The sequence below is a fragment of the Planotetraspora kaengkrachanensis genome (assembly GCF_016862895.1).
Lineage (GTDB): Bacteria > Actinomycetota > Actinomycetes > Streptosporangiales > Streptosporangiaceae > Planotetraspora > Planotetraspora kaengkrachanensis.
Map to the genome: position 1 here is coordinate 77,844 of NZ_BONV01000048.1, position 20,164 is coordinate 98,007.

Annotated in this window: 18 protein-coding genes; 5 read left to right on the forward strand and 13 right to left on the reverse strand. The window is 70.7% G+C overall.

Features of this window, described 5'->3' with window-relative positions; translation table 11 throughout:
* Nucleotides 1-45 precede the first annotated feature (45 nt).
* On the reverse strand, nucleotides 46-2,346 hold the full coding sequence (locus Pka01_RS36030; protein WP_203887459.1) for a phosphoketolase family protein: 2,301 nt from the start codon (nucleotides 2,344-2,346) through the stop codon (nucleotides 46-48).
* 133 nt (nucleotides 2,347-2,479) lie between these two features.
* Between Pka01_RS36030 and Pka01_RS36035 the strand changes: the two genes are divergently transcribed.
* Entirely contained in the window at nucleotides 2,480-2,989 is a 510-nt protein-coding gene (locus tag Pka01_RS36035) for a MarR family winged helix-turn-helix transcriptional regulator (protein WP_203887460.1), read from the forward strand.
* Between the two features lie 24 nt (nucleotides 2,990-3,013).
* Here Pka01_RS36035 and Pka01_RS36040 read toward each other — a convergent pair whose 3' ends face one another.
* The 6 genes from Pka01_RS36040 to Pka01_RS36065 form a co-directional block, all read right to left on the reverse strand.
* The gene (locus tag Pka01_RS36040; protein WP_203887461.1) at nucleotides 3,014-3,994 is read right to left on the reverse strand and encodes a YbgA family protein; all 981 of its coding nucleotides are present in this window, start codon (nucleotides 3,992-3,994) and stop codon (nucleotides 3,014-3,016) included.
* A gap of 102 nt (nucleotides 3,995-4,096) precedes the next feature.
* Nucleotides 4,097-4,621: an RNA polymerase sigma factor gene (locus Pka01_RS36045; protein WP_203887462.1), complete on the reverse strand. Its 525-nt coding sequence runs from the start codon at nucleotides 4,619-4,621 to the stop codon at nucleotides 4,097-4,099.
* A 96-nt stretch (nucleotides 4,622-4,717) separates the two neighbouring features.
* A complete protein-coding gene (locus Pka01_RS36050; protein WP_203887463.1) occupies nucleotides 4,718-5,671 on the reverse strand; it encodes a MerR family transcriptional regulator in 954 nt (317 codons plus the stop codon).
* A 257-nt stretch (nucleotides 5,672-5,928) separates the two neighbouring features.
* Nucleotides 5,929-6,906: an aldo/keto reductase gene (locus Pka01_RS36055; RefSeq protein ID WP_203887464.1), complete on the reverse strand. Its 978-nt coding sequence runs from the start codon at nucleotides 6,904-6,906 to the stop codon at nucleotides 5,929-5,931.
* Nucleotides 6,907-6,973: 67 nt separating this feature from the next.
* A complete protein-coding gene (locus Pka01_RS36060; protein WP_203887465.1) occupies nucleotides 6,974-7,639 on the reverse strand; it encodes a dienelactone hydrolase family protein in 666 nt (221 codons plus the stop codon).
* Nucleotides 7,640-8,222: 583 nt separating this feature from the next.
* The gene (locus tag Pka01_RS36065; protein WP_203887466.1) at nucleotides 8,223-10,385 is read right to left on the reverse strand and encodes an amylo-alpha-1,6-glucosidase; all 2,163 of its coding nucleotides are present in this window, start codon (nucleotides 10,383-10,385) and stop codon (nucleotides 8,223-8,225) included.
* Nucleotides 10,386-10,521: 136 nt separating this feature from the next.
* Between Pka01_RS36065 and Pka01_RS36070 the strand changes: the two genes are divergently transcribed.
* The gene (locus tag Pka01_RS36070) at nucleotides 10,522-11,130 is read left to right on the forward strand and encodes a UTRA domain-containing protein (RefSeq protein ID WP_203887467.1); all 609 of its coding nucleotides are present in this window, start codon (nucleotides 10,522-10,524) and stop codon (nucleotides 11,128-11,130) included.
* 33 nt (nucleotides 11,131-11,163) lie between these two features.
* Here Pka01_RS36070 and Pka01_RS36075 read toward each other — a convergent pair whose 3' ends face one another.
* The 5 genes from Pka01_RS36075 to tatA all read right to left on the reverse strand — a co-directional run bounded on the left by Pka01_RS36075 (nucleotide 11,164) and on the right by tatA (nucleotide 15,766).
* Nucleotides 11,164-12,321 (reverse strand): hypothetical protein, encoded by a 1,158-nt coding sequence (locus Pka01_RS36075; protein WP_203887468.1) that lies wholly within the window; start codon nucleotides 12,319-12,321, stop codon nucleotides 11,164-11,166.
* A gap of 168 nt (nucleotides 12,322-12,489) precedes the next feature.
* Nucleotides 12,490-13,698, reverse strand: coding sequence for a hypothetical protein (locus tag Pka01_RS36080; protein WP_203887469.1), 1,209 nt, complete (start codon nucleotides 13,696-13,698; stop codon nucleotides 12,490-12,492).
* Nucleotides 13,699-13,858: 160 nt separating this feature from the next.
* The gene (locus tag Pka01_RS36085; RefSeq protein ID WP_203887470.1) at nucleotides 13,859-14,308 is read right to left on the reverse strand and encodes an ester cyclase; all 450 of its coding nucleotides are present in this window, start codon (nucleotides 14,306-14,308) and stop codon (nucleotides 13,859-13,861) included.
* Nucleotides 14,309-14,530: 222 nt separating this feature from the next.
* Nucleotides 14,531-15,163 (reverse strand): HNH endonuclease family protein, encoded by a 633-nt coding sequence (locus Pka01_RS36090; protein WP_203887471.1) that lies wholly within the window; start codon nucleotides 15,161-15,163, stop codon nucleotides 14,531-14,533.
* A 285-nt stretch (nucleotides 15,164-15,448) separates the two neighbouring features.
* Nucleotides 15,449-15,766: a Sec-independent protein translocase subunit TatA gene (gene tatA / locus Pka01_RS36095; RefSeq protein ID WP_203887472.1), complete on the reverse strand. Its 318-nt coding sequence runs from the start codon at nucleotides 15,764-15,766 to the stop codon at nucleotides 15,449-15,451.
* Between the two features lie 102 nt (nucleotides 15,767-15,868).
* On the opposite strand from tatA, the gene Pka01_RS36100 reads away from it, so the two are divergent.
* Nucleotides 15,869-16,345: a helix-turn-helix domain-containing protein gene (locus Pka01_RS36100; protein WP_308442315.1), complete on the forward strand. Its 477-nt coding sequence runs from the start codon at nucleotides 15,869-15,871 to the stop codon at nucleotides 16,343-16,345.
* A gap of 39 nt (nucleotides 16,346-16,384) precedes the next feature.
* The gene (locus tag Pka01_RS36105) at nucleotides 16,385-16,813 is read left to right on the forward strand and encodes a VOC family protein (RefSeq protein ID WP_203887473.1); all 429 of its coding nucleotides are present in this window, start codon (nucleotides 16,385-16,387) and stop codon (nucleotides 16,811-16,813) included.
* A 102-nt stretch (nucleotides 16,814-16,915) separates the two neighbouring features.
* Here the strand turns inward: Pka01_RS36105 and Pka01_RS36110 are convergent, their stop codons facing one another.
* The gene (locus Pka01_RS36110; protein ID WP_203887474.1) at nucleotides 16,916-18,835 is read right to left on the reverse strand and encodes a sigma-70 family RNA polymerase sigma factor; all 1,920 of its coding nucleotides are present in this window, start codon (nucleotides 18,833-18,835) and stop codon (nucleotides 16,916-16,918) included.
* Between the two features lie 231 nt (nucleotides 18,836-19,066).
* Between Pka01_RS36110 and Pka01_RS36115 the strand changes: the two genes are divergently transcribed.
* Entirely contained in the window at nucleotides 19,067-20,071 is a 1,005-nt protein-coding gene (locus tag Pka01_RS36115) for a thaumatin family protein (RefSeq protein ID WP_239115960.1), read from the forward strand.
* The last annotated feature ends 93 nt before the right edge of the window (nucleotides 20,072-20,164 follow it).

Consider the following 20,164-nt stretch of genomic DNA (forward strand, 5'->3'; position numbering starts at 1 on the left):
TCGGGCCGCGAGTCCTTTCCCGGAAACCACGCGCTCTCCCGGGGTTCAGTAGGGCCACGTCCACTCGCGGATCTCGACGGGGTCCTCTCCGTGCTCCCTTGTGTGGAGCCTGCAGTGGAGACGCAGGTCGGCCATGTGCTGGCGCAGATGCGCCTGCCGTCCGCCGAGCCCAGGAAGCCGGTCGATGACGTCCATCACCAGGTGGTAGCGGTCGATGTCGTTCATCATGGCCATGTCGAACGGCGTCGTGGTGGTGCCTTCCTCCCGGTAACCCCGGACGTGGAGGTTGTCGTGGCCGTTGCGCCGGTAGGTGAGCCGGTGGATCAGCCACGGATACCCGTGGAAGTTGAAGATGACGGGCCTGTCGGCGGTGAAGACCGTGTCGAACTCGGCGTCGCTCATCCCGTGCGGATGCTCGGACGGCGGCTGCAGTCGCATGAGGTCGACCACGTTGACGACCCGGACCCGGAGGTCGGGCAGGTGGGCGCGGAGCAGGGCCGCGGCGGCGAGCGTCTCCAGGGTCGGCACGTCGCCCGCGCAGGCCAGCACGACGTCGGGCTCCACCCCGTCGTCGTTGCTGGCCCAGTCGAGGACGCCCACGCCGCGGGTGCAGTGGCTGACGGCCTCGTCCATGCTCATGAGATCGAGCACGGGGTGCTTTCCGGCGACGACCACGTTGACGTAGTCCCGCGAGCGCAGGCAGTGGTCGGCGACCGACAGCAGAGTGTTGGCGTCCGGCGGCAGGTAGACCCGCACGACGGACGACTTCTTGTTCATCACCACGTCGAGGAAGCCGGGATCCTGGTGGCTGAAGCCGTTGTGGTCCTGCCGCCAGACGTGCGACGAGAGCAGGTAGTTCAGCGAGGCCACCGGGCGCCGCCACTCGATCTTCCTGGCCGACTCCAGCCACTTGGCGTGCTGGTTGAACATCGCGTCGACGATGTGGACGAACGCCTCGTAGCAGTTGAACAGGCCGTGCCTGCCGGTCAGCAGGTATCCCTCCAGCCACCCCTGGCACAGGTGCTCGCTCAGCACCTCCATCACGCGCCCGTCAGGGGCCAGGTGCTCGTCGGTGGGGAGGATCTCAGCGCTCCACGCCTTGGGCGTGGCCTCGAACACCGCGGACAGGCGGTTCGACGCCGTCTCGTCCGGGCCCGTCAGCCGGAAGTTCGCCGGGTTCTCTGTGATCACGTCGCGCAGGAAGCCGCCGAGGACCCGGGTCGGCTCGGTGGGCGCGGCCGCGTGCGACTTCACCTCGACCGCGTAGTCGCGGAAGTCGGGCAGCACCAGCGGCCTCAGGAGTTCTCCGCCGTTCGCGTGCGGGTTCGCGCTCATCCTGCGCGGGCCCTCGGGAACCGTGCCAAGGATCTCCGCGACCGGCGCCCCTCCGGCGTCGAACAGCTCACGCGGCCGGTAGGAGCGCATCCACTCCTCGAGCATCGCGAGCCGTTCCGGCCGCTCCCGCACCCCCTCCAGCGGCACCTGGTGGGCCCTCCAGGTGCCCTCCACGGGCAGCCCGTCGACCTCGCGCGGCCCGGTCCAGCCCTTCGGCGTACGGAGGACGATCATGGGCGGCCGCCCGCCGTCGGCCAGTTGGTCGAAGACCGTGTCCATGGTCCGGGCCATCGCCTCGTGGACCGTCGCGGGATCGTCCCCCGACACGACGTGGGGTCGGTGGCCGTACCCCTCGAGGAGCTTGATCAGGTCGGTCTCGGGGATCCTCGCGAGCACGGCAGGATTGGCGATCTTGTATCCGTTGAGGTGCAGGATCGGCAGCACGGCGCCGTCCCTGTCCCGATCGAGGAACTTGTTGGAGTGCCAGCTGGCGGCCAAGGGACCCGTCTCCGCCTCTCCGTCGCCGATGACGCACGCGACGACGAGATCGGGGTTGTCGAAGGCGGCGCCGTACGCGTGGGCGAGCGAGTAGCCCAGCTCACCGCCCTCGTGGATAGAACCCGGCGTCTCCGGCGCCACGTGGCTGGGGACGCCGCCGGGGAAGGAGAACCGCCGGAACAGCCGCCGCATGCCCTCCTCGTCACGCGATACGTCGGGGTACCGCTCGCTGTAGGAGCCCTCCAGCCAGGCGTGCGCGACCGCGGCCGGGCCTCCGTGCCCCGGCCCGCAGATGTAGATCATGTTCTGGTCGCGCTCCCGGATGATCCGGTTGAGGTGCGCGAAGCAGAGGTTCAGGCCCGGCGTGGTCCCCCAGTGGCCGAGGAGGCGGGGCTTGACCTGCTCGGGCCGGAGCGGCTCGGCGAGCAGCGGGTTGTCCATGAGGTAGATCTGGCCCACGGACAGGTAGTTGGCGGCTCGCCAGTAGGCGTCGACGTTCGCGAGTGCGTCCATGCTTCGAAACTTCCTCGCGTGACGGATTCAAACCGCCCGGCCATGCCCCGGTCGCCCGCGGGGGCGGAAAAGCCCGTGAACCGGATCATCGTAAGTCGGTTGAAATCTCAACCGCGTCGGTACGCTTGGCCCCATGCCGGAGACGCGTTGGCTCGACGACGAGGAGCAGGGGACCTGGCGCGCCTACATCTGGACCAACCATCTGCTGTGGGAGGCCCTCGAACGGCAGCTTCAGCAGGACTCGGGGATCCCCCACGCGTACTACATCATGCTGGTGTGCCTGTCGGAGTCGCCCGACCGCACGATGACCATGACGCAGCTCGCCTCGGTGACCCAGTTCTCCGCCAGCCGGCTCTCGCACGCCATGGCGCGGCTGGAGGAGAAGGGCTGGGTGCGGCGGATCAAGCACGAGGAGGACCGGCGCACCACGATGGCGAAGCTCACCGATGAGGGCTTCTCCGCACTGGAGAGGGCCGCTCCGGGTCACGTCGACGAAGTGCGGCGCAGGGTCTTCGATCCGCTCTCCCGGGAGCAGATACGGCAGTTCCACGACATCCTGGCCACGATCCTGTCCGGCCTCGAGGCGGCCGAGGAATCCGGCACGCCCACGGCGGAGGAGCCCGGCACGTCCGCGCCGGAGTAGCCCGGCCCGACTCCGCCGGCCGTGTCAGGCGGCGATGTGGTTGCGCAGCCCGAGATCGTCCGGATAGGGCCGGAAGTAGGTCTGGCCGCACACGTACGTGACCCCCTCGCCCTTCGCGTGGTGGCGGAGCAGGGTGACGGGCACGTTCAGGGCGACCTTCCCTGCCCGGTAGGCGCCGATCACCTCGAGCACGTCCGCGCGGCGGACCCGGCCCAGATGGGCGCCGACCATCCCGAGGCAGTGCTCCAGGACGTTGGCGTTGCGGCCGACGGACGCCCTGGCCGCGAGAGCCGTACGGAACGTGTGGCCGTACTCGGCCGCGAGAGCGTCGCGCGGCCGCGAGCCCGCCGCGGCGACCAGCCGGCCGAGCCCGCGGTAGGTCTCGGGCGCGTGCGCGAGGAGCTGCATCTTGTGCGCGGCGTGGAAGGCCACCAGGTCGCGCGCCCGCCATTCGCCGGACAGGAGCTCGCGGAGGCGCGCCACCGCGAAGATCCGCTCGACGAACGCCTCCCGGAGCACGGCGTCGTGCAGCCGGCCTTCGTCCTCGGCCGCGAGCAACGGGTGGACGCCGACCACGATGCCCGCGTACAGGCCGCGGTTTCGCCGGTCGGCGCCCACTCTCGCGCCCCCCGCGTCCGGAGTGCCGGCTCCGCCCGCGTGGATCGGGATGCCATGGAGGCCGCAACTGGGGCTCTTGGACTTGAAGACGTAGCCGTCCACGTCGAGGCCGGCGGCGCGGGACTCCGCGAAGGAGGCCATGCGGTCGGTGAGATCGACGCGGGACGTGCGGGTCATCAGGCGCGGCCCGCCGGCCGACCGCTCGAGGCGGATAGTCTCCCGCGGGGTGCCGAGGCCGATCTCCATCTCCGGGCAGATCGGCACCCAGTCCACGTGTTCGGACAGCGCGCCGGTCAGGAACCGGTCGCGGCTGTGCCCTCCGTTGAACCGCACCGGCTCGCCCAGCAGGCAGCTGGAGACCGCGACGCGCGGTCTGACGTCACCCATGATCACACCCCCTGTTCCGCGTCTCCCCGGGTCAGGCCGCCGCGGCGGCTCACACCCGCGCGGTACGGCCCGAGCCGCCGTGCCCGGCACTTCCGGTACGGCTCACGCCGCCGCACGCGGGAGCAGCGCGGCCAGCCGATGGAGCCCGCGCGCCGTGCGCGCCTTGACCGTGCCGAGCGGCACCCTCAGCCTGTCGGCGATCTCCCGCTGGGTGAGGTCGCCGTAGTAGGCCAGTTCGATGGCCTGGCGCTGAACCGCCGGGAGCTCTTCCAGCGCCCTGCGGATCCGGTCGCGGTCGGCCAGTTCCTCCCCCGCCACGCGCCCGTCCGGGCCCGCCGGGTCGGCCACGGCGTCCAGCGGCAGCGTCTGGGGCCTGCGGGCCCGCAGATGGTCCACCGCCCGCTTCCGTGCGATCCCGTACAGCCAGGCGGGCAGGCTCCTCGACGGGTCGAACCTGTGCCGCGACCGCCAAACCTCGGTGAACACGACCTGGAGCACGTCGTCGACGTCCTCGTGCGGGACCAGCCGCCGCAGGAACGACCGGACCGCGGGGCCGTGGGCGCGGTAGCACTCACCGACCGCCCCGGCGTCCCCGGCTGCGAGGCGGAACTCGAGCCTGTCGTCCATGAGATGTCCCTTGCCCGAGAAACTTCTTCAAAACCTATTCGTAGTCGCTCGTGCGTAAGAGACGCAACCTTGTCAGTGACGAGGTTTCACAAAGGCTCACCTGAGGGCCGACATGACCGCCGAGATCGCGCCGGGCAGGGATGTGACCAGCGAGGCCTTGGGCGGGAGCCCGTCCCGCCAGCCCGGGCCGCCCACCAGGATCCTGCTGGCGGGCCGCAGCCTCGGCAGCCTTCCCAGCGGATCGGGATCTCCGGTCTCCGCCTGCTGCGACCAGACGAACACCACCGCGGGGCCCAGCCTGCGCATGGCCTCGGCGAGGGCGGAGTAGGGCGTCCGCGCTCCCAGCACCCGCGTCTCCACCCGGCGCTCGGCGAGGGCGGCCGCCAGAGCGTAGGCCGGCAGGCTGTGCTGCTCCTCTTCCGCGCAGGCCACAAGCACCGGCCGCGGATGGACGGGGATCGACAGCCGTCCCGTGATCAGGTTGAGCGCGCCCATCAGGCGGTCGGAGAACAGATGCTCGACCTCGATGCCGAGGCCGGTGTCCTCCTGCCTCCGGGTGATCAGTTCGAAGGTGGGCAGCACCAGCCCTTCCCACGTCCGGACGACGCCGTGCCGGTCCAGCGCCGCCTCCACCGCGTCGCCGACCGTCCTCGCGTCCAGGGCGATCGCCGCACGGGCGAGCATGGCCGGGGAGAGGATCCCCCCGTCCGGCGGGGCCGCCGGCGGCTCGGGGACCGGGTCGTCGATCGCGGCTTCGGCGCGCGCGCCGGCGGCGGGTCTCCGCACCCTGAACGCCTGCCGCGCGGCGTCGGCCGGTGCGACGCCGGCATGGATGAGCCGGTTCATCTCCTCCAGGCACCGCAGGTCCGCCGCGTCGTAACGCCTGTGGCCGCCGGGACTCCTGCGACTGGGGCCGATGCCGTAGCGCAGGTTCCAGGTGCGGAGCGTGGGCGCGGGCACGCCCAGCCGCCGGGCGACGGCTCCGATCCCGTAGCCCGGTTCCTCTCCGGCGATCGGCGTCCCACCGGCCTCCGGCGTGCCCTCATCCATCGCGGCGCCCTCGTCCGTCAGCGTGCACCGGCCCTGTCGTCCTCCGCTGCGCGCCCGCCATGCCACCCAGCGTGCCAGTGGCCTCTACCCCGGTCCTTCGCGGCCCGGGTCCCCGCCGGATGCAATCACATGAGCGGAGCGGCTCCTCCCGAGGCGTCCGCCCCGGCCGTACGGCTCGACGCACGCGGGCCACGGAACGCGGACGGGCGCCGGTCCGCGCGTTCGAATCGCACGGCCCGGCGCCCGTCGGACGGCTCCTACCAGCGGTGGTGCACCTGGGGCCGGATCAGGCTGTCGTAGACCTCCCTGACGGCCGCGTGCACGTCCGCGGAGAGGGACGGCAGGCTCGCGGCCTCCGTGTTCGCCCTCGCCTGGGCGGAGTTGCGGGCGCCGGGGATCACGACGCTCACGCCGGGCTGGTCGAGGATCCACCGCAGTGCGAACTGGGCGAGGGTGGCGCCGTCAGGCACCAGTTCCCTGAGCCTCTCGACGGCCTGGAGGCCCACGCCGTACTCGACGCCGGAGAACGTCTCCCCGACGTCGAAGGCCTCACCCTGCCGGTTGTAGTTCCGGTGGTCGTCCTCGGCGAAGACGGTGCCGGGGCCGTACTTGCCGGACAGCAGGCCGCTGGCCAGAGGCACGCGGGCGATGATGCCGACGCCGGCCTTCTCGGCTGCGGGCAGGACCTCGTCGAGCGGCTTGAGCCGGAACGCGTTGAGGATGATCTGCACGCTGGCCACGCCGGGCCGCTCGATGGCGGTGAGCGCCTCGCCGACGGTCTCGACGCTGACGCCGTACGCCCCGATCCGGCCCTCAGCGACGAGGGTGTCGAGCGCGTCGAAGACCCGGTCGTCGGAGTAGACGGGAGTGGGCGGGCAGTGCAGCTGGACCAGGTCGATCCGGTCCACGCCCAGGTTGGCCCGCGAACGGTCGTTCCAGGCCCGGAAGTTCTCCATGGTGTAGGCCTCGGGCGTCTGGGGCACCCGGCGGCCCATCTTCGTGGCCACGGTGAGACCGGGCCGCTCCTTGATCAGGCGACCGACGATGGTCTCACTGCGCCCGTCGCCGTACACGTCGGCCGTGTCGATGAAGTTCACGCCGGAGTCGACCGCGGCGTTCAGCGTCGCCAGGGCGTCCGCCTCGCTGACGTCGCCCCAGTCGGCTCCGAGCTGCCACGCCCCCAAGCCGACGACGCCCACCTGCCGCCCGAACCTGCTCATTAACCGCTGTTCCATGGCGTCCGATCGTAGTCGTGCCGGCCAGGAAGGCGACCGGCGACCCTGGCCACCCCAGCCAACCGCCTCAGCCCGCGGGGGCTCCCGCGAGGTGGCGCAGGAACCAGTCGCGGGCCAGTTCGGCCACGGTCTCCAGCGCTCCAGGCTCCTCGAACAGATGCGAGGCGCCCGGGACGATCTCCAGCCGCGTCTCGCCGACGACCTTGTCCATCGCCTCGCGGTTGAGCTCGATGACGATCGGGTCCCGTTCGCCCACGATCAGCAGAACCGGCTGGTGGACCAGACGGAGGGGGTCACCGGCGAGATCCGGCCGCCCGCCCCGGGACACGACCGCTTTGACGGTCTCCGGGCGGTCCCCCGCCGCGACGAGCGCCGCCGCCGCCCCGGTGCTCGCGCCGAACAGGCCGATGTCGAGACCTCTGGTCGGCTCGTCCTTCCCGATCCGGTCGACCAGCGCGGACACGCGCTCGGACAGCAGGCCGATGTCGAATCTCATGCGGCCGGTGGCGGCGTCAACCCGGTCCTCCTCGGGGGTGAGCAGGTCGGCGAGGACGGTGGCGAGTCCCGCGCGCTGCAGTTCCCGTGCCACGTGGCGGTTGCGCGGGCTGAGCCTGCTGCTGCCGCTGCCGTGGACGAACAGCACCACGGCGTGCGCGGATGCGGGGACGACGACGTCGGCCTCCAGGACGACGCCTCCGGCCGGGATCGTGACGCTCACCTCGACGTCGGTCATCCACTCTCCTCGTCTCAGTCGGCGGCCGAACCGCTCCGCGTCGCCGGCGCGATCGGGCGAGATGCCGCACCCGTCCCGCTAAGTTCGCAAACCAGGATGATTGGCTCATACCCCCTCATTTGCCCGCGGAACGGCCAACCCCGGATCCACACCCCCCAATGGTTCGTGATCATGCACGGGTTCGGGGATCGTCCGTGCGACCTGCACGGTCTCTCCCCGTGATCATGCACACTTTCGGAGAGGAAGGCCTTGAGCTGGCCTGATGTCATCCGTGATCAAGCAATCGCGTGAGTGGAACGCAGTCGGCAAGCGGCGATGCCGACTCCGAGTCTGCATGATCATGTGCGTCGTTTTCCCTTTTCAAGAGCCGCCCAGGCGAACCTGTGCATGATCACGGAGAGAGTCTGGGCAGGTCGCACGGGTGACGTACGAAGCTGTGCATGATCACGGGAAGGGTCCGGGCAGGTCGCACGGGTGACGTACGAAGCTGTGCATGATCACGGGAAGGGACCGGGCAGGTCGCACGGGTGATGCACGAACCTGTGCATGATCACGGGGAGGGGTCGGCCAGGCGCGGGGGTTGTCAGGGGTGATGGGCTGACGCGACGAACGCCGCGAGCGTCGGGCGTGAGCCGACGATCAGCTCCGTGCCCTCAGGAAGCCCGGTCACGATCGGCGTGGTGTTGCCCTCCGCCGCCTCCACGGTGATCCGGCCGCCCGCGAACGGAATGCCGGAGATCCGCAGCCATCCGAAGCCCTCGGGCAGGACGGGCGAGAGCCAGAGCTTGCCGTGCGAGGCGCGCGGGTCCAGCCGCAGCAGGGCACGCGTGAGCTGGATCGGCGCGGCCGAGGCCCACGCCTGCGGCGAGCACGACGTCGGGTACGGCACGGGCACGGGGAACTCGGCCCGGTCGAACCCGCAGAACAGCTCAGGCAGCCGTCCGCCGAACAGTCGTGCCGCGTCGAGCATGCCGGCGGCCACCCGCTGGGCCTCCTCGACGAAGCCGTACCGCATGAGCCCCACGGTGATGAGGGCGTTGTCATGGGGCCACACCGAGCCGTTGTGGTAGCTCATCGGGTTGTAGGCGCCCATGCCGGAGGCGAGCGTCCTGATGCCGAATCCGGTGAACATCCGGTCCGACATCAGGTGGGCGGCCACGGAGACGGCCTTGTCCAGGTCGACGATGCCGGACCACAGGCAGTGGCCCATGTTGGAGGCGAGCCCGTCGATGGGACGGCCGTCGCGGTCGAGCCCGATGGCGAAGTAGCCCTTGTCGGCCAGCCAGAACGTCCGGTTGAACGCCTCACGCAACTCGAGGGCGCTGGCCATGCACCGGTCGGCGGTCTCGTCGTCGCCCGCCTCCCTCGCGAAATGGTGACGGGCGACGTAGGCGGAGTAGACGTACCCCTGCACCTCGGCCAGCGCTATGGGCGGACGCGCGAGCGCCCCGTCGGCGAAGTTGATCCCGTCGAAGGAGTCCTTCCAGCCCTGGTTGACCAGGCCCTGGTCGGTCTTGCGCTGGTACCACAGGAAGCCGTCGCGCATGCCGTACCGCTCGATCCAGCGGAGCGCGGCGTCGGCGTGCGGGAGCAGACCCTCCACCGCGTCGTGGTGCACGCCCCAGCGGCGCAGCTCACCCAGCAGGCCGACGAACAGCGGGGTGGCGTCGACGGAGCCGTAGTAGGCCTGCGCCCCCGGTTCCGACGCCGCGGTGCGCACGCCGTACCGCAGCTCATGCATGATCTTGCCCGGCTCCTCCTCGGTGAGCGGATCGCTCTTCACGCCCTGGAGCCTGGCCAGGCGGTGCAGCGTGCCCAGAGCGAGATTGGGATCGAGCGGCAGGGCGAGCCACGACGTGAGCAGCGAATCCCGCCCGAACAGGGTCATGAACCAGGGCGCGCCGGCGGCGATGCTCGGCGGCTCCTCCGGCCGTTCCAACTCGAACAGCCGGAGCGAGCCCAAGTCGGTCCGCGACCGGTCGAGGATGTCGGCGAGGGACGCGTTGGAGGCGCGCACGACCGGGATGTTCATCTCGTACTCCGACAGCAGCCGGGCCTGTTCCGCCTGCTCCGGCATGCATGTCGCCGAGAACCAGGGCTCCGACTCCACGCCGTCGATGATCGGGCTCACCTGCACGGTCAGGCGGGTCTCATCCCTGGCCGGTACGACGACGCGGAAGATCAGCATGCCGGGAGCGGGGATGACGGGTGTCGAGTCGTCACACTCTCCGGCCTCCACGCGGACGCCCCGCCCCTTGCTGACGGACAGGATGCGCAGGCCCCGGTCCCCCAGCGTCGTCTCGACGTCGCCCGGGTACCGCACGCGGTTGGTCTTGACCTCGAACAGGTCGCAGACGTCGGAGTGCAGGTTGAGGGACACGACGCACCCCGCGGGCTCGTCGGACAGGTTGCGCACGACGATGTCCTCGCACAGGCCCCCGCCGACGTACCGGTCCCTGATCACGAGGAGGGTGCTCTCGACCTGCCCCGGGCGCGGCGTGGCCCGCCCGATGAAGGTCGCGTGGTGCGGCTCCACGGGCAGGACCCGCAGTTCCTCCACCGGGGCGTCGTCGATGCGCAGCTCCCACCGGGACAGCAGCCGGGTGTCGGAGTAGTAGACGCCCTGCACCCCGCCGGGGATGATGTCGCCGTTGCGCATGGACACCGAGAACGAGCCGCCCGCGACCAGCGTCATGTCTCCGGAGCCGATCGCCGTCGGCTGCCCATGGAACGACCATCCATCCATGACCCCGCCCCCCGATAAGCCGATTTAGGGCTATTTATCACTTTTACCCTTAAGTGCAGCGTTCAGCGGATCGGGCCCCGGCCGCCGACGGCCTTGAGCCGTACATGTGCGGAGATATGCGGGGAAAAGATGGCTTATGGGGGAATCTCGCCAACGGCTCCGGCGGGTATCGGACCGATACCAGTGGGAGAAGGATCGCGCCCTCCTGCCCGAGGAGGAGCGGCGCGGCAGCGGCGCGACCGAACACGACACCGGCCTGACGAGGGAAGACCTAGAGTTCCAGATCCGGTTCAGCACCACCCGCGCGACCGCCGAACTGGCGGGGCGTCTGGGCGTCGGGGAGGGCACCAAGCTCCTGCGCCGGACCTATCGGACGTGGCGCAGGGGTGAGACCGCGCCGCTCAGCCTGGTCCGCTCCTGGCTGCGCTACGACCTCGTGGCCGCCAATCCCGCGTTGCTGTCCGCGGACAACGAACCCTGGCCGGGGGGCACCCACCACCAGCTGTCCACGATCGGGGTGGAGATCGATCAGGTCGTAGACGAGGTCACGGTACGCCGGCCGAGCCGCGCGGAGCGGATCCTGTTCGACCTGGCGCCGGGAACCGCGCTGCTGGTGGTCCGCAAGACCTCGATCGACACCACGGGCCGGGTGGTGGAGGTCGCGGAGACCGTCCTTCCCGGAGACCGGGCGGAGGTGGTCTCCACGACCCGGCTGCACCGCTGGCCGGACACGCGAAGGGGGTGAGCCGGAGCCCGGCCCACCCCCTCGGCACGACGATCACGCCTCGGCGTGGCCCCGCTGGTGGTGCGGGTGACGCAGCGTGTGGCGGCCGTGGTCGAAGTGCGACTTGGCGATCGACCGCTGCAGGCCCGGCATGGCCGGGAGGATGTACGGGTTCTTGGGAATGGCCATCCCCGACGGGTTGATCATGACGTCCCTCGGGTCGGTTCCGGCGGCGCCCTCCGGGAGCGCGACGGCCTCCGGTGCGGCGTTGAACTCGTCGAGCTCGGCGGCCTCCGTGGAGTCGAAGTCCCGAGTGGCCCGGATCTCGTCGGCGTCCTTCGGTGCCGGGATCTTCTGCATGGCGGCCGTCGTGGGCTCGGCCACCTTGGCCTTCTTCGCGAGCGGCGCCTCAGCCGCGATCTTGGGCACCTCGACGGCCGGCGCGAGCGCCGGCCTCGGCTCCGGAGCGTGCTTGACCGCGGGCGCCTGCTTGCCCACCGGAGCCTGCTTAACCAGGGGCGCCAGCTCCTTCACCGGGGCATGCCTCACGAGGGGCGCCAGCTCCTTCACCAGGGCATGCTTCACGAGGGGCGCCTGCTTCCCCGCAGGGGCATGCTTCACCGTGGAAGCCTGCTTGCCCACCGGGGCCTGCTTCACGGCGGGAACCACAGCGGGCTTGGCCGCCGATGCGACGGCGGGCTCGATCACCGGGGCGTGCGCGGGCCCGGCGGCCGGCGCCGCGGGCGCGTGAGCGGCGCCCTTCGTTCCAGGCGCCTCCTCGCCCCTCGGCGCCGACACCTTCCTGCTGTTCTTCCCGTGGTGGCGATTCCCGGCCTTGCGGGCCTTCTGTGTGGCCCGCACCTGCGAGTCGCCTCCGGCGTGCGGATCGCTCGACCAGGACTCGGACTTCTGGAAGGACGCCTCCTCGTGCCCGGAGTCCGAGTCACCCGTGCCGGTCGGGTCGGACGAGTCGGATGAGTCGGACGAGGCGCTCGACTCCTGGCGGGGGTCGTCGTCGTCGGCCCGCGTCGCCGGAGTCACGGCCTTGTGCGCCGCGCGGCGGATCGCGTCCCTGTCTTCGATCTTGTCGGGCGTCTGCTGCTTGGTGGTCTTGTTCGCGAGGCTCTTGTGCGCCGCGGGCACCGGGTCAGCGGGCGAGGCCGCGGGTCCGGCCAGGAGCGCGGCGGCGAGGACGGCAGTACAGATCGGCATTTGTCTCCCCCGAGGTCATGGACGGTTCGAGGTCGACGCTAGATGCCACCCCTCGGGGTCATCGCACACCGGAGATCAATGTCCCGTCAAACATGGGGATCGATACTCCAGAACGACGGATCCGCCTTTATATGGTCAAGCCGCCTATGAAACGACAAAACATCATGATCATGTGAGGGTGGAGGACGACACGGACGGCTTGCGGGCGCCGAGGAAGAAGATGCCGGGAAAGCCCGCGGTTTCGAACCCCGCACTGGGATTGCGACGCAGGGTCGAGCCCTCGATGCTCATCGTGCCGGTGCGGTCGTTGCTGACGAAGAAGACGGCCCCGCCGCCCTCCTTCGCCTGGTTGTCCGTCACGATCGAGCCCGCGATCCGCACGGTGAAACGGTTGCCGTCGGTGTAGACGGCTCCGCCGCTCCCCCCGCCCGGAGTCCCCCCGCGCGCGGGGTTGGCGCCGTTGCCGATCGCCCGGTTGTAGGTCATCACGCTGTTCAGCACGACCCACGAGACCCCGATGCTGCTCAGCGCGCCCCCGTTGGAGCACACCCCGCCCTGGCCGGGGGCTCCGCCGAACGTGCTGCTCACGATGTAGACCGGCAGATCGCGCGACTGGTCGAGCACCCGGATGGCGGCGCCCCCGAGGTCGGGTCCCGTGGCGTCACACCGGTTGCGGACGAACCGGGAGTTCACCACCTTGACCCGGCCGCCGCGCACGAACATCGCGCCGCCGCCTCCCCCGTCGACGGTCTCCCCCGTGGCGTTGCCGTCGGCGAGCGTCAGGTTCTGGACGGTCAGCTGCGGTTGCTCCTGGTCGTCGCAGTGCGACGTCGTCCACTGCTGCGCCTGGTCACAGGTGTTCATGTAGAGGATCCGCCTCTTGCCCCCGCCGCTCAGCGTCACCAGCCCGCCTCCGTCGATGACCACCCGGGCGCTGGAGTTGCGGACCTTCGCGGTGGCGCTCATGGCGATCGTCACGGGATCGGGCCCGCAGGAGAAGGTGATCACGCCTCCTGCGGCGACAGCCGCGACGACGGCCTTCGACGTGCAGCTCCCCGGTGTGCCGGTCCCGACGACCCGCGTCGGACGCGAGGTGTCCACCGGCCTCGCCTCCGCCGGAACGGCGGCCCGCCCGCTGGGGTTGCCGGCCGTGAACGGCGGCCGGCGGGGCTTCACCCGGGTCAGGGACGACCGTGGATCCCGGTACGCCTCGGGGGTCGGGGCGGGGCTCTGGCTCGCGCCCGGCTCCGGACTCGGGCCGCCGGCCGCGACCGCCTGGGTCGCCGCGGACGGGCCCGGCTTCAACGCCACCCAGCCCCATACACCGATCACGAGGACGAGCGTGACGAGGAGAACGGCGCCCTGCCTGAGTCGCATCGGCCGATGTTACTGCGACACCCCCGGCCCTATCGTCACTTTCGTCCGCTGATGTCGCTGCCGAGGACATCCGTCACACGGCGCGGCGGGGGTGCGAATCAGGGGGTGCGGCGGAGATGGGGAGGTCGTTCGGGGATCACGGATGAGGTCACAGAGGAGGTCACGCCGAACCCTGCGAGGGCGGGTCGTCCAGGACGAGGCGTGCGCCGAGCTGCGCGTACATCTCCAGTTGGTCGTAATAGACGCGCTGCGCCACGATCTCGGCGGACTCGACGGTGAAGACCCAGCAATATCGGACGCTGATCGACTTCCCGGTCCGGTCGGCCACATCGCCTCCCGGGAGGATGAACAACCCCGTGTTCGTGCCGGTGACCGTCGACTCGAGCATCACCAGGTCCCCGAACTGGACGGTTTCCCAGACGATGAGCCGGAGATCGGGAAAGCCCTCCCAGATGTGCGTGTGATAGAACCCGATCTCCTCGGAGCCGTCCGCCACACCCTGCGGCCCCACGGCGGCGGCCGTGGGGCTGTAACAGCGCAACACCGCGTCAAGGTCGTGATCATTGATCGCGGCGACCAGGCGGTGCACGACGTCACAGGCCTCCGACATCGCGAGGCCCCCTTTCTCGCAACAGCAGCTACGCTACCGGCACCTTGGTAAGGACCGGCCCAAACGTTGACGGACCGATTCCTTTGCGATGTGGCCGATGATTCCGGCCAAACGACCACCGCTTTCCCCGGACGCCGGACTGCAGACCTCGGCGTGCCCGAGCCCCTCCGGGGCCCGTACGGCACCGTCACACGAGAGCCGTACGAGCCGGGGCCGGGAGGATCAGCAGGAGCCGAGCATGCTCGTCAGGGCGGTCTTCTCCGCGCTCTGCAGAGTCAGGTTGTAGTACCACTTCACCTGGATCCAGGCGCGCGCGTAGGTGCACCAGAACGCGGTGCGCGACGGCTTCCAGGTGGTGGGGTCCTGGTCGCCCTTCGCCTGGTTGACGTTGTCCGTGACGGCCCACAACTCGGGACCGCCCAGGTCGTTGGCGTACGCCTGCCGCTGGGCGGTGCTCCACACCCAGGCGCCCGACCGCCACGCCTCGGCGAGCGGGACCATGTGGTCGATGTCCACGTCGGACGCCGCGTGCCAGGTGGCGCCGTCGTACGGGCTGTACCAGCTGCCGGAGGTGGCCGCGCAGCTGGAGTCGGTGACCACACCGGTGCCGTCGCGCTTGAGCACCTGCTCACGGGTGTTGCACGCCCCGGACACGGTGATCCAGTGCGGGAACAGGTCGCGGTTGTAGGTCGACTGGTGGGACTCGGCGGCGACGGTGAGCGCGGCCAGCCGGGTGGCGGCCGTGCTCGCGGACGGGATGTTGGGCGGGGTGGCGCTCGCGGGCCCCGCGGTGAGGGTGACGCTGAGGACGATGAGGGACAGGACGGCGGCGATGCCGGCGAAGACTCGTTTCACGAGCCCGGCCTCTCTGCCTGCGGCTCCGGCCAGGAGGGGGGTTCCTGGGCGCGGACGAAGCCGCTCGACAGACGGAAGGTCGCGAAATCTGACAGATCATGAAATATCAGGGTTTGCTTATGTCGTCTGTCCTGATTCGTTGGGGATCGCCGACGACCCGGACGCGGTCACCACCGACCTGCGCTGACACGGTGACGGGCGGGCCCGCGCCCGCGGACAGGCCGGGAACACGCAGGTGAAGATGTCGTTACGGGGTCCTCGAAAGGCCCGGCGGAGGGGGTGCCGTCAGCCGGCGTCTCCCGGCCGCGGCCGGGCCGCCCGTTCGGCGGCCGACGACGGCTCGGCGGCGCCGTACCCGGGTCGCGGATCATCGTGTGGCGCGTCCGCGGCGTGATTCGGCGCGTCCAGGGGCGCGGACGGCGTCAGGCGGGGCCCGGCCGCCGTCTGCGTGTCGTGGTCGTCCCCCATCCGGCTCGTCTCCTGCTTGAACACGCGCAGGGCCTGGCCGAGTGATCGGGCGGTGTCCGGAAGCCTCTTGGCGCCGAACAACATCACGAACACGAGGGCGACGATCAGCCAGTGCCAGACGGAGAGCTCTCCCATGACCCCTTTCCCTTCCCGAGACGGCTGGAACTCCAACCATACGACCGCGTGCCCGCGGTGGGCCCGACGGCCCGGCGGCCGCAACCGGGGTCGCATACGCTCGTGAACGTGACAGGCGCGGGCAGGACCAGGACCGGGAGACCGAGCAGGGACCTGCTGCCGCACCTCCGCCGGGCCCGCGATCACATGGACCGGCACTACCAGGCGCCTCTCGACCTCGACGTGCTCGCCCGGGTTGCGGGGATGTCGAAGTTCCATCTGGTCCGCTGCTTCGAGGCCGCCTACGGCGAGACCCCGATCCGCTACCTCACCCGCCGCCGCATCGAGCGGGCCCAGGACCTGCTGCGCTCGGCCAACCTGACGGTGACCGAGGTGTGCATGATGGTGGGCTTCGCCAGCCTCGGCTCCTTCTCCTCCAGGTTCAGTCAGCTCGTCGGGGAGAGCCCCACGGCGTACCGCGACCGGTGGGCGGCCAGGGGCGGGGCGCGCATCCCCGGATGCTTCCTGTTCATGCGCGGCCCCATGGACCTCCGCGGCACCGCGGGCTCCCCCGGCGAAGGGCCGGATCGTGCAATTTGAGAGAAGCCCCGGGTGACCTGCGACGTCTACGTTGAGCACATGGTCACGAACATCTCACTCATCACGATCTACTGCCTCGACCAGGACGAGACGCGCGACTTCTATGTCGACAACCTCGGCTTCGAGCCCCGCACCGACATCACCATGGGCGAGGGCTTCCGCTGGGTCACCATCGGGCATCCCAACCAGCCCGAACTCGAGATCACCCTGATGCTCCCCGGCCCTCCCCTCGACCCGGAGGCCGCCGACTTCGTCCGGGGAGAGCTCGGCAAGGGGCAGATGCACGCCGTCGGCCTGACCGTGGACGACTGCCGCAAGACCTACGAGGAGCTCAGCGCCAAGGGGGTGACGTTCCTCCAGGAGCCGTCCGACCGGCCGTACGGCGTCGAGGCGGTCATGCGCGACAACACGGGCAACTGGCTGGTCCTGGTCGAGCCGAAGGCGTTCACCCCCGGGGACTTCGCCTGACCGCACCGGAGCAGGCCGTTGCGGCACCGGAGCGGATCGCCCCGGCGTGACCCGGAAACCTCGATCGGAATCCGGGTCACGCCTGTTCGTGGGGCGACGGCGTCAGCGGGCCGCCTGGAACGCGCGGCCGGCCGGCGTGGCCGCGCCCGTGGTCGTGAACAGCCCGGTGCCGGGCTTCTTGTCCGCCGGCAGGCCGAACCACGCGTAGCGCTGCACGTACGGCAGGCCGGCCAGCATCTTCGTCGACGAGGTGACGAAGGCCGCCTGCTGCGCGTCCGTGGGGAAACGGGTGCCGTTCGAGAAGTCGATCAGCGCGAACTCGGTCAGCCAGATCGGCTTGTGGTAGCGCTTGTACACCGCCTGGATGTACGACCTGAGCTGGTTGGTGGCGTTCGCGGTGTTGAAGTCCCCGCCGTACCAGTGCAGCGTGATGAAGTCGACGCGGTAACCCTTCGCCTTCGCCCCCGACATGAACTTGTCGAGCCAGCCGCCCGCACGGTCCCCGCCGTACGCCACGGCGGGGCTGCCGAGCACCTTGCCGGCGGACATGAGCTTCGGCCAGAGGGACAGCGCCTTCTCCGGCGTCATGTTCGACTGCGAGCCCATGTCGGGCTCGTTGAACCCCAGCAGGTACGGCCCGGCGGCCTTCGCCTTGGCGAGGTTCGCGCTGGTGACGCTGTCGGCTCCCCAGATCATCGGCACGAACGTCCCGGACTTGGGGGTCGCGATCCCGTCATGGGTCGTGGCCCAGGTGTAGTACCAGCTCGCGCCTGATTTCGTGAGAGCAGCGCTCACACCGGGCATGCCCCACACGCCCACGCCCTTCTTCGCGGACTTCGCCACCACGACCGGAGGAGGCGGAGCCGGCTTGGTCGCCTTCGGCGAGGCCTTCCTGCTGGGCTTGGGGGACGGCTTGCGCGACGCCTTGACGGACGCGGAAGGCGCCGGCGAGGTGGGCGGGATCGCCGTCGCGGCCGCCTGGGGCGCCACGCCCTGGGCCGACGGCTCCTGCGGAGGGCGGTTGGCGGCCACCAGCACGCCCACCACGACGACCGCGGCCAGTCCGACGGCGGCCGTGCCGGCGACGGGACCGTGCGACAGGACGGACAGGACACCTCGCGGCCGCTCCTGGGCGGCGCGGGCCGCCCGGTGCACGCCGCTCCGCCCGAGGGGAAGGTGCGAAGCGGCGTGCGCGGCCGCCTCAGTGGCGGCAGGGGGGATGGTCTGGAAGTGCTGCAGGACGAAGCCGGCGGGGATCGGCACCATCGGAATCCCGGCGAGCAGGCGGTCGATGGGCAGCATGCCCTGACCGCTTCGCCCGCAGTCGGCGCAGCCCCGCACGTGCCGGGCGAAGCGTTTGCGCCAGAGCGGGCTGGGCACGCCGTCCCAGTTCCACGTCATGGTGAGCAACTCGGCGCACCTGGCGGCGGAGCCCAGCGCCCGCACGATGGTCCGGGCGAGCTGCATCTGCTCCTTCATGCGCTGGACGCGGACGGCCGCGTGACGGCCGGACAGGCCGAGTGCGCCCGCGAGGTCGGTGCGCCGCAGCTCGCCGGTCTCCTCCAGCCACCACAGGGCGAGCAGTCCCCGGTCGTCGGCGTCCAGCCATCGCGTCGCCTCGGCGACCTCGCGGCGCTGGTCGGTGAGGCCGAGCCTGAGGATGGTGAGGGCCGCGAAGTCGGAGGCCGGATCCGGCATCTCCTCCGCTGTGTCGAGGTCCGCCCGGCGCCTCTGCGTGGCCGACCGGTCCTGCTCGCGGTCGCGCACCTGCCGTACGGCGATGGCCACCAGCCATGACCGGAACGCCTCCGGGTCGCGAAGGGTGGGCAGCCCGCGGACGACCCGCAGCAGGGTCTCCTGGACGACGTCGTCGACGTCGTTGTGCCCGTTGAGCGCGCGGCCGACGATGTTGTAGACGAGCGGAAGGGAGTCGGCCACCAGGGCGTCGAGCGCCCGCTGGTCTCCGTCGCGCGCGGCCTCCACCATCGCCGCGTCGGGTCCGCCCCTGCCGGTTCCGGGCATCGCTCTCCGCTCTCAGTCGTCGTCTCCGGACCACCCGTGGGCGTCGGGCCGGGACAATCCACTACAGCCAGGACATTGTCTCTATACCGGAGACCGGCGAGCGGGCGGCGGATAACGAAAATTCGCCGCATCCGTTCGCCGGTTTCCGTTGTCGGGCTCTTAGCCCCCCGTCTCCTGTTCAGAGGCAGGGCTCCCGGCCTCGTCGGCGGGCACGGATGGAGGCGCGTGACCATGACGACGAGGAGGAGACGGGGGCCGGGCCGCGCATGGCAGCCGTACGCCCTGGTCCTTGCGGTGGTGGCGGCGGCGGTCGTGGTCCTGGTCTGGCCCTCCTCGCCGCGAGGGAGCGACACGGCCGCGTCGGCGGCCGGCCTGACGTCCGCACCGGCGGCCGCCCCGGCGGACGGGAGCGCGAACCCTTCGGCCTCTCCGTCGCGCACCGCCCGTCCCGGCCGTACGCCGACCGGCTCACCCCTGCCGTCGGCCTCGCGCTCCGCCCGGGCGAAGAAGACCCCGCCGTCCGGCGCCACGGTGAAGGGCGAGGCGGGCAAGCGGGTGTTCACGTTCGTCAACAGGCTGGACCAGACGGTCTGGCTCGCCTCCAACAAGAGCGACAAGTATCCGCTCGCGGCGACCGGCTGGGTGCTCCGACCGGGCCAGACGGTCTCGGTGCAGGTGCCGAACAAGTGGGGCGGCCGCTTCTGGGGCCGCACCGGCTGTTCCTTCGACTCGACCGGCCGGGGGCGCTGCCGGACCGGTGACTGCGGAGGCGTGTTCCAGTGCGTCGGCAGCACGGGATCTCCGACCACTCTGGGCGAGTTCTCGCTGGCGGCCTGGGGCGGAATGGACTTCTACGACGTCAGCATGGTCGACGGCTACAACCTGCCGATGTACATCAACGTCTCGGGGGGCGGCACCAAGGACCCGGTCAGCCCGTCGGGCTGTTACAAGGGCGCCTGCACCAAGGCCGTGAGCTGCCCGGGCAAGATGCAACTCAAGGTCGGCGGCCAGATGGTGGCGTGCAAGAACCCGTGCACGGCCTTCGGCGGCGACACGTACTGCTGCCGCGGCAAGTGGGCCGGGCGGGAGAACTGCATCCCGTCGAAATGGCCCACGGACTACACCCAGGTGTTCAAGAAGGCCGCGCCGTACGCGTATTCGTATGCCTTCGACGACTCAGCGACCATGCCCTGCAAGGGCCGTTGCAACTACCGGGTGACGTTCGGGATCACCTGAGACCTGCCCGCGCGCGCCCGGGCTGCGTGACCGGCCGACGCCTCAGGCCGTGCTGGCCCGGATGCCGCCTGGTCCGCCCGCCTGGATCAGCGG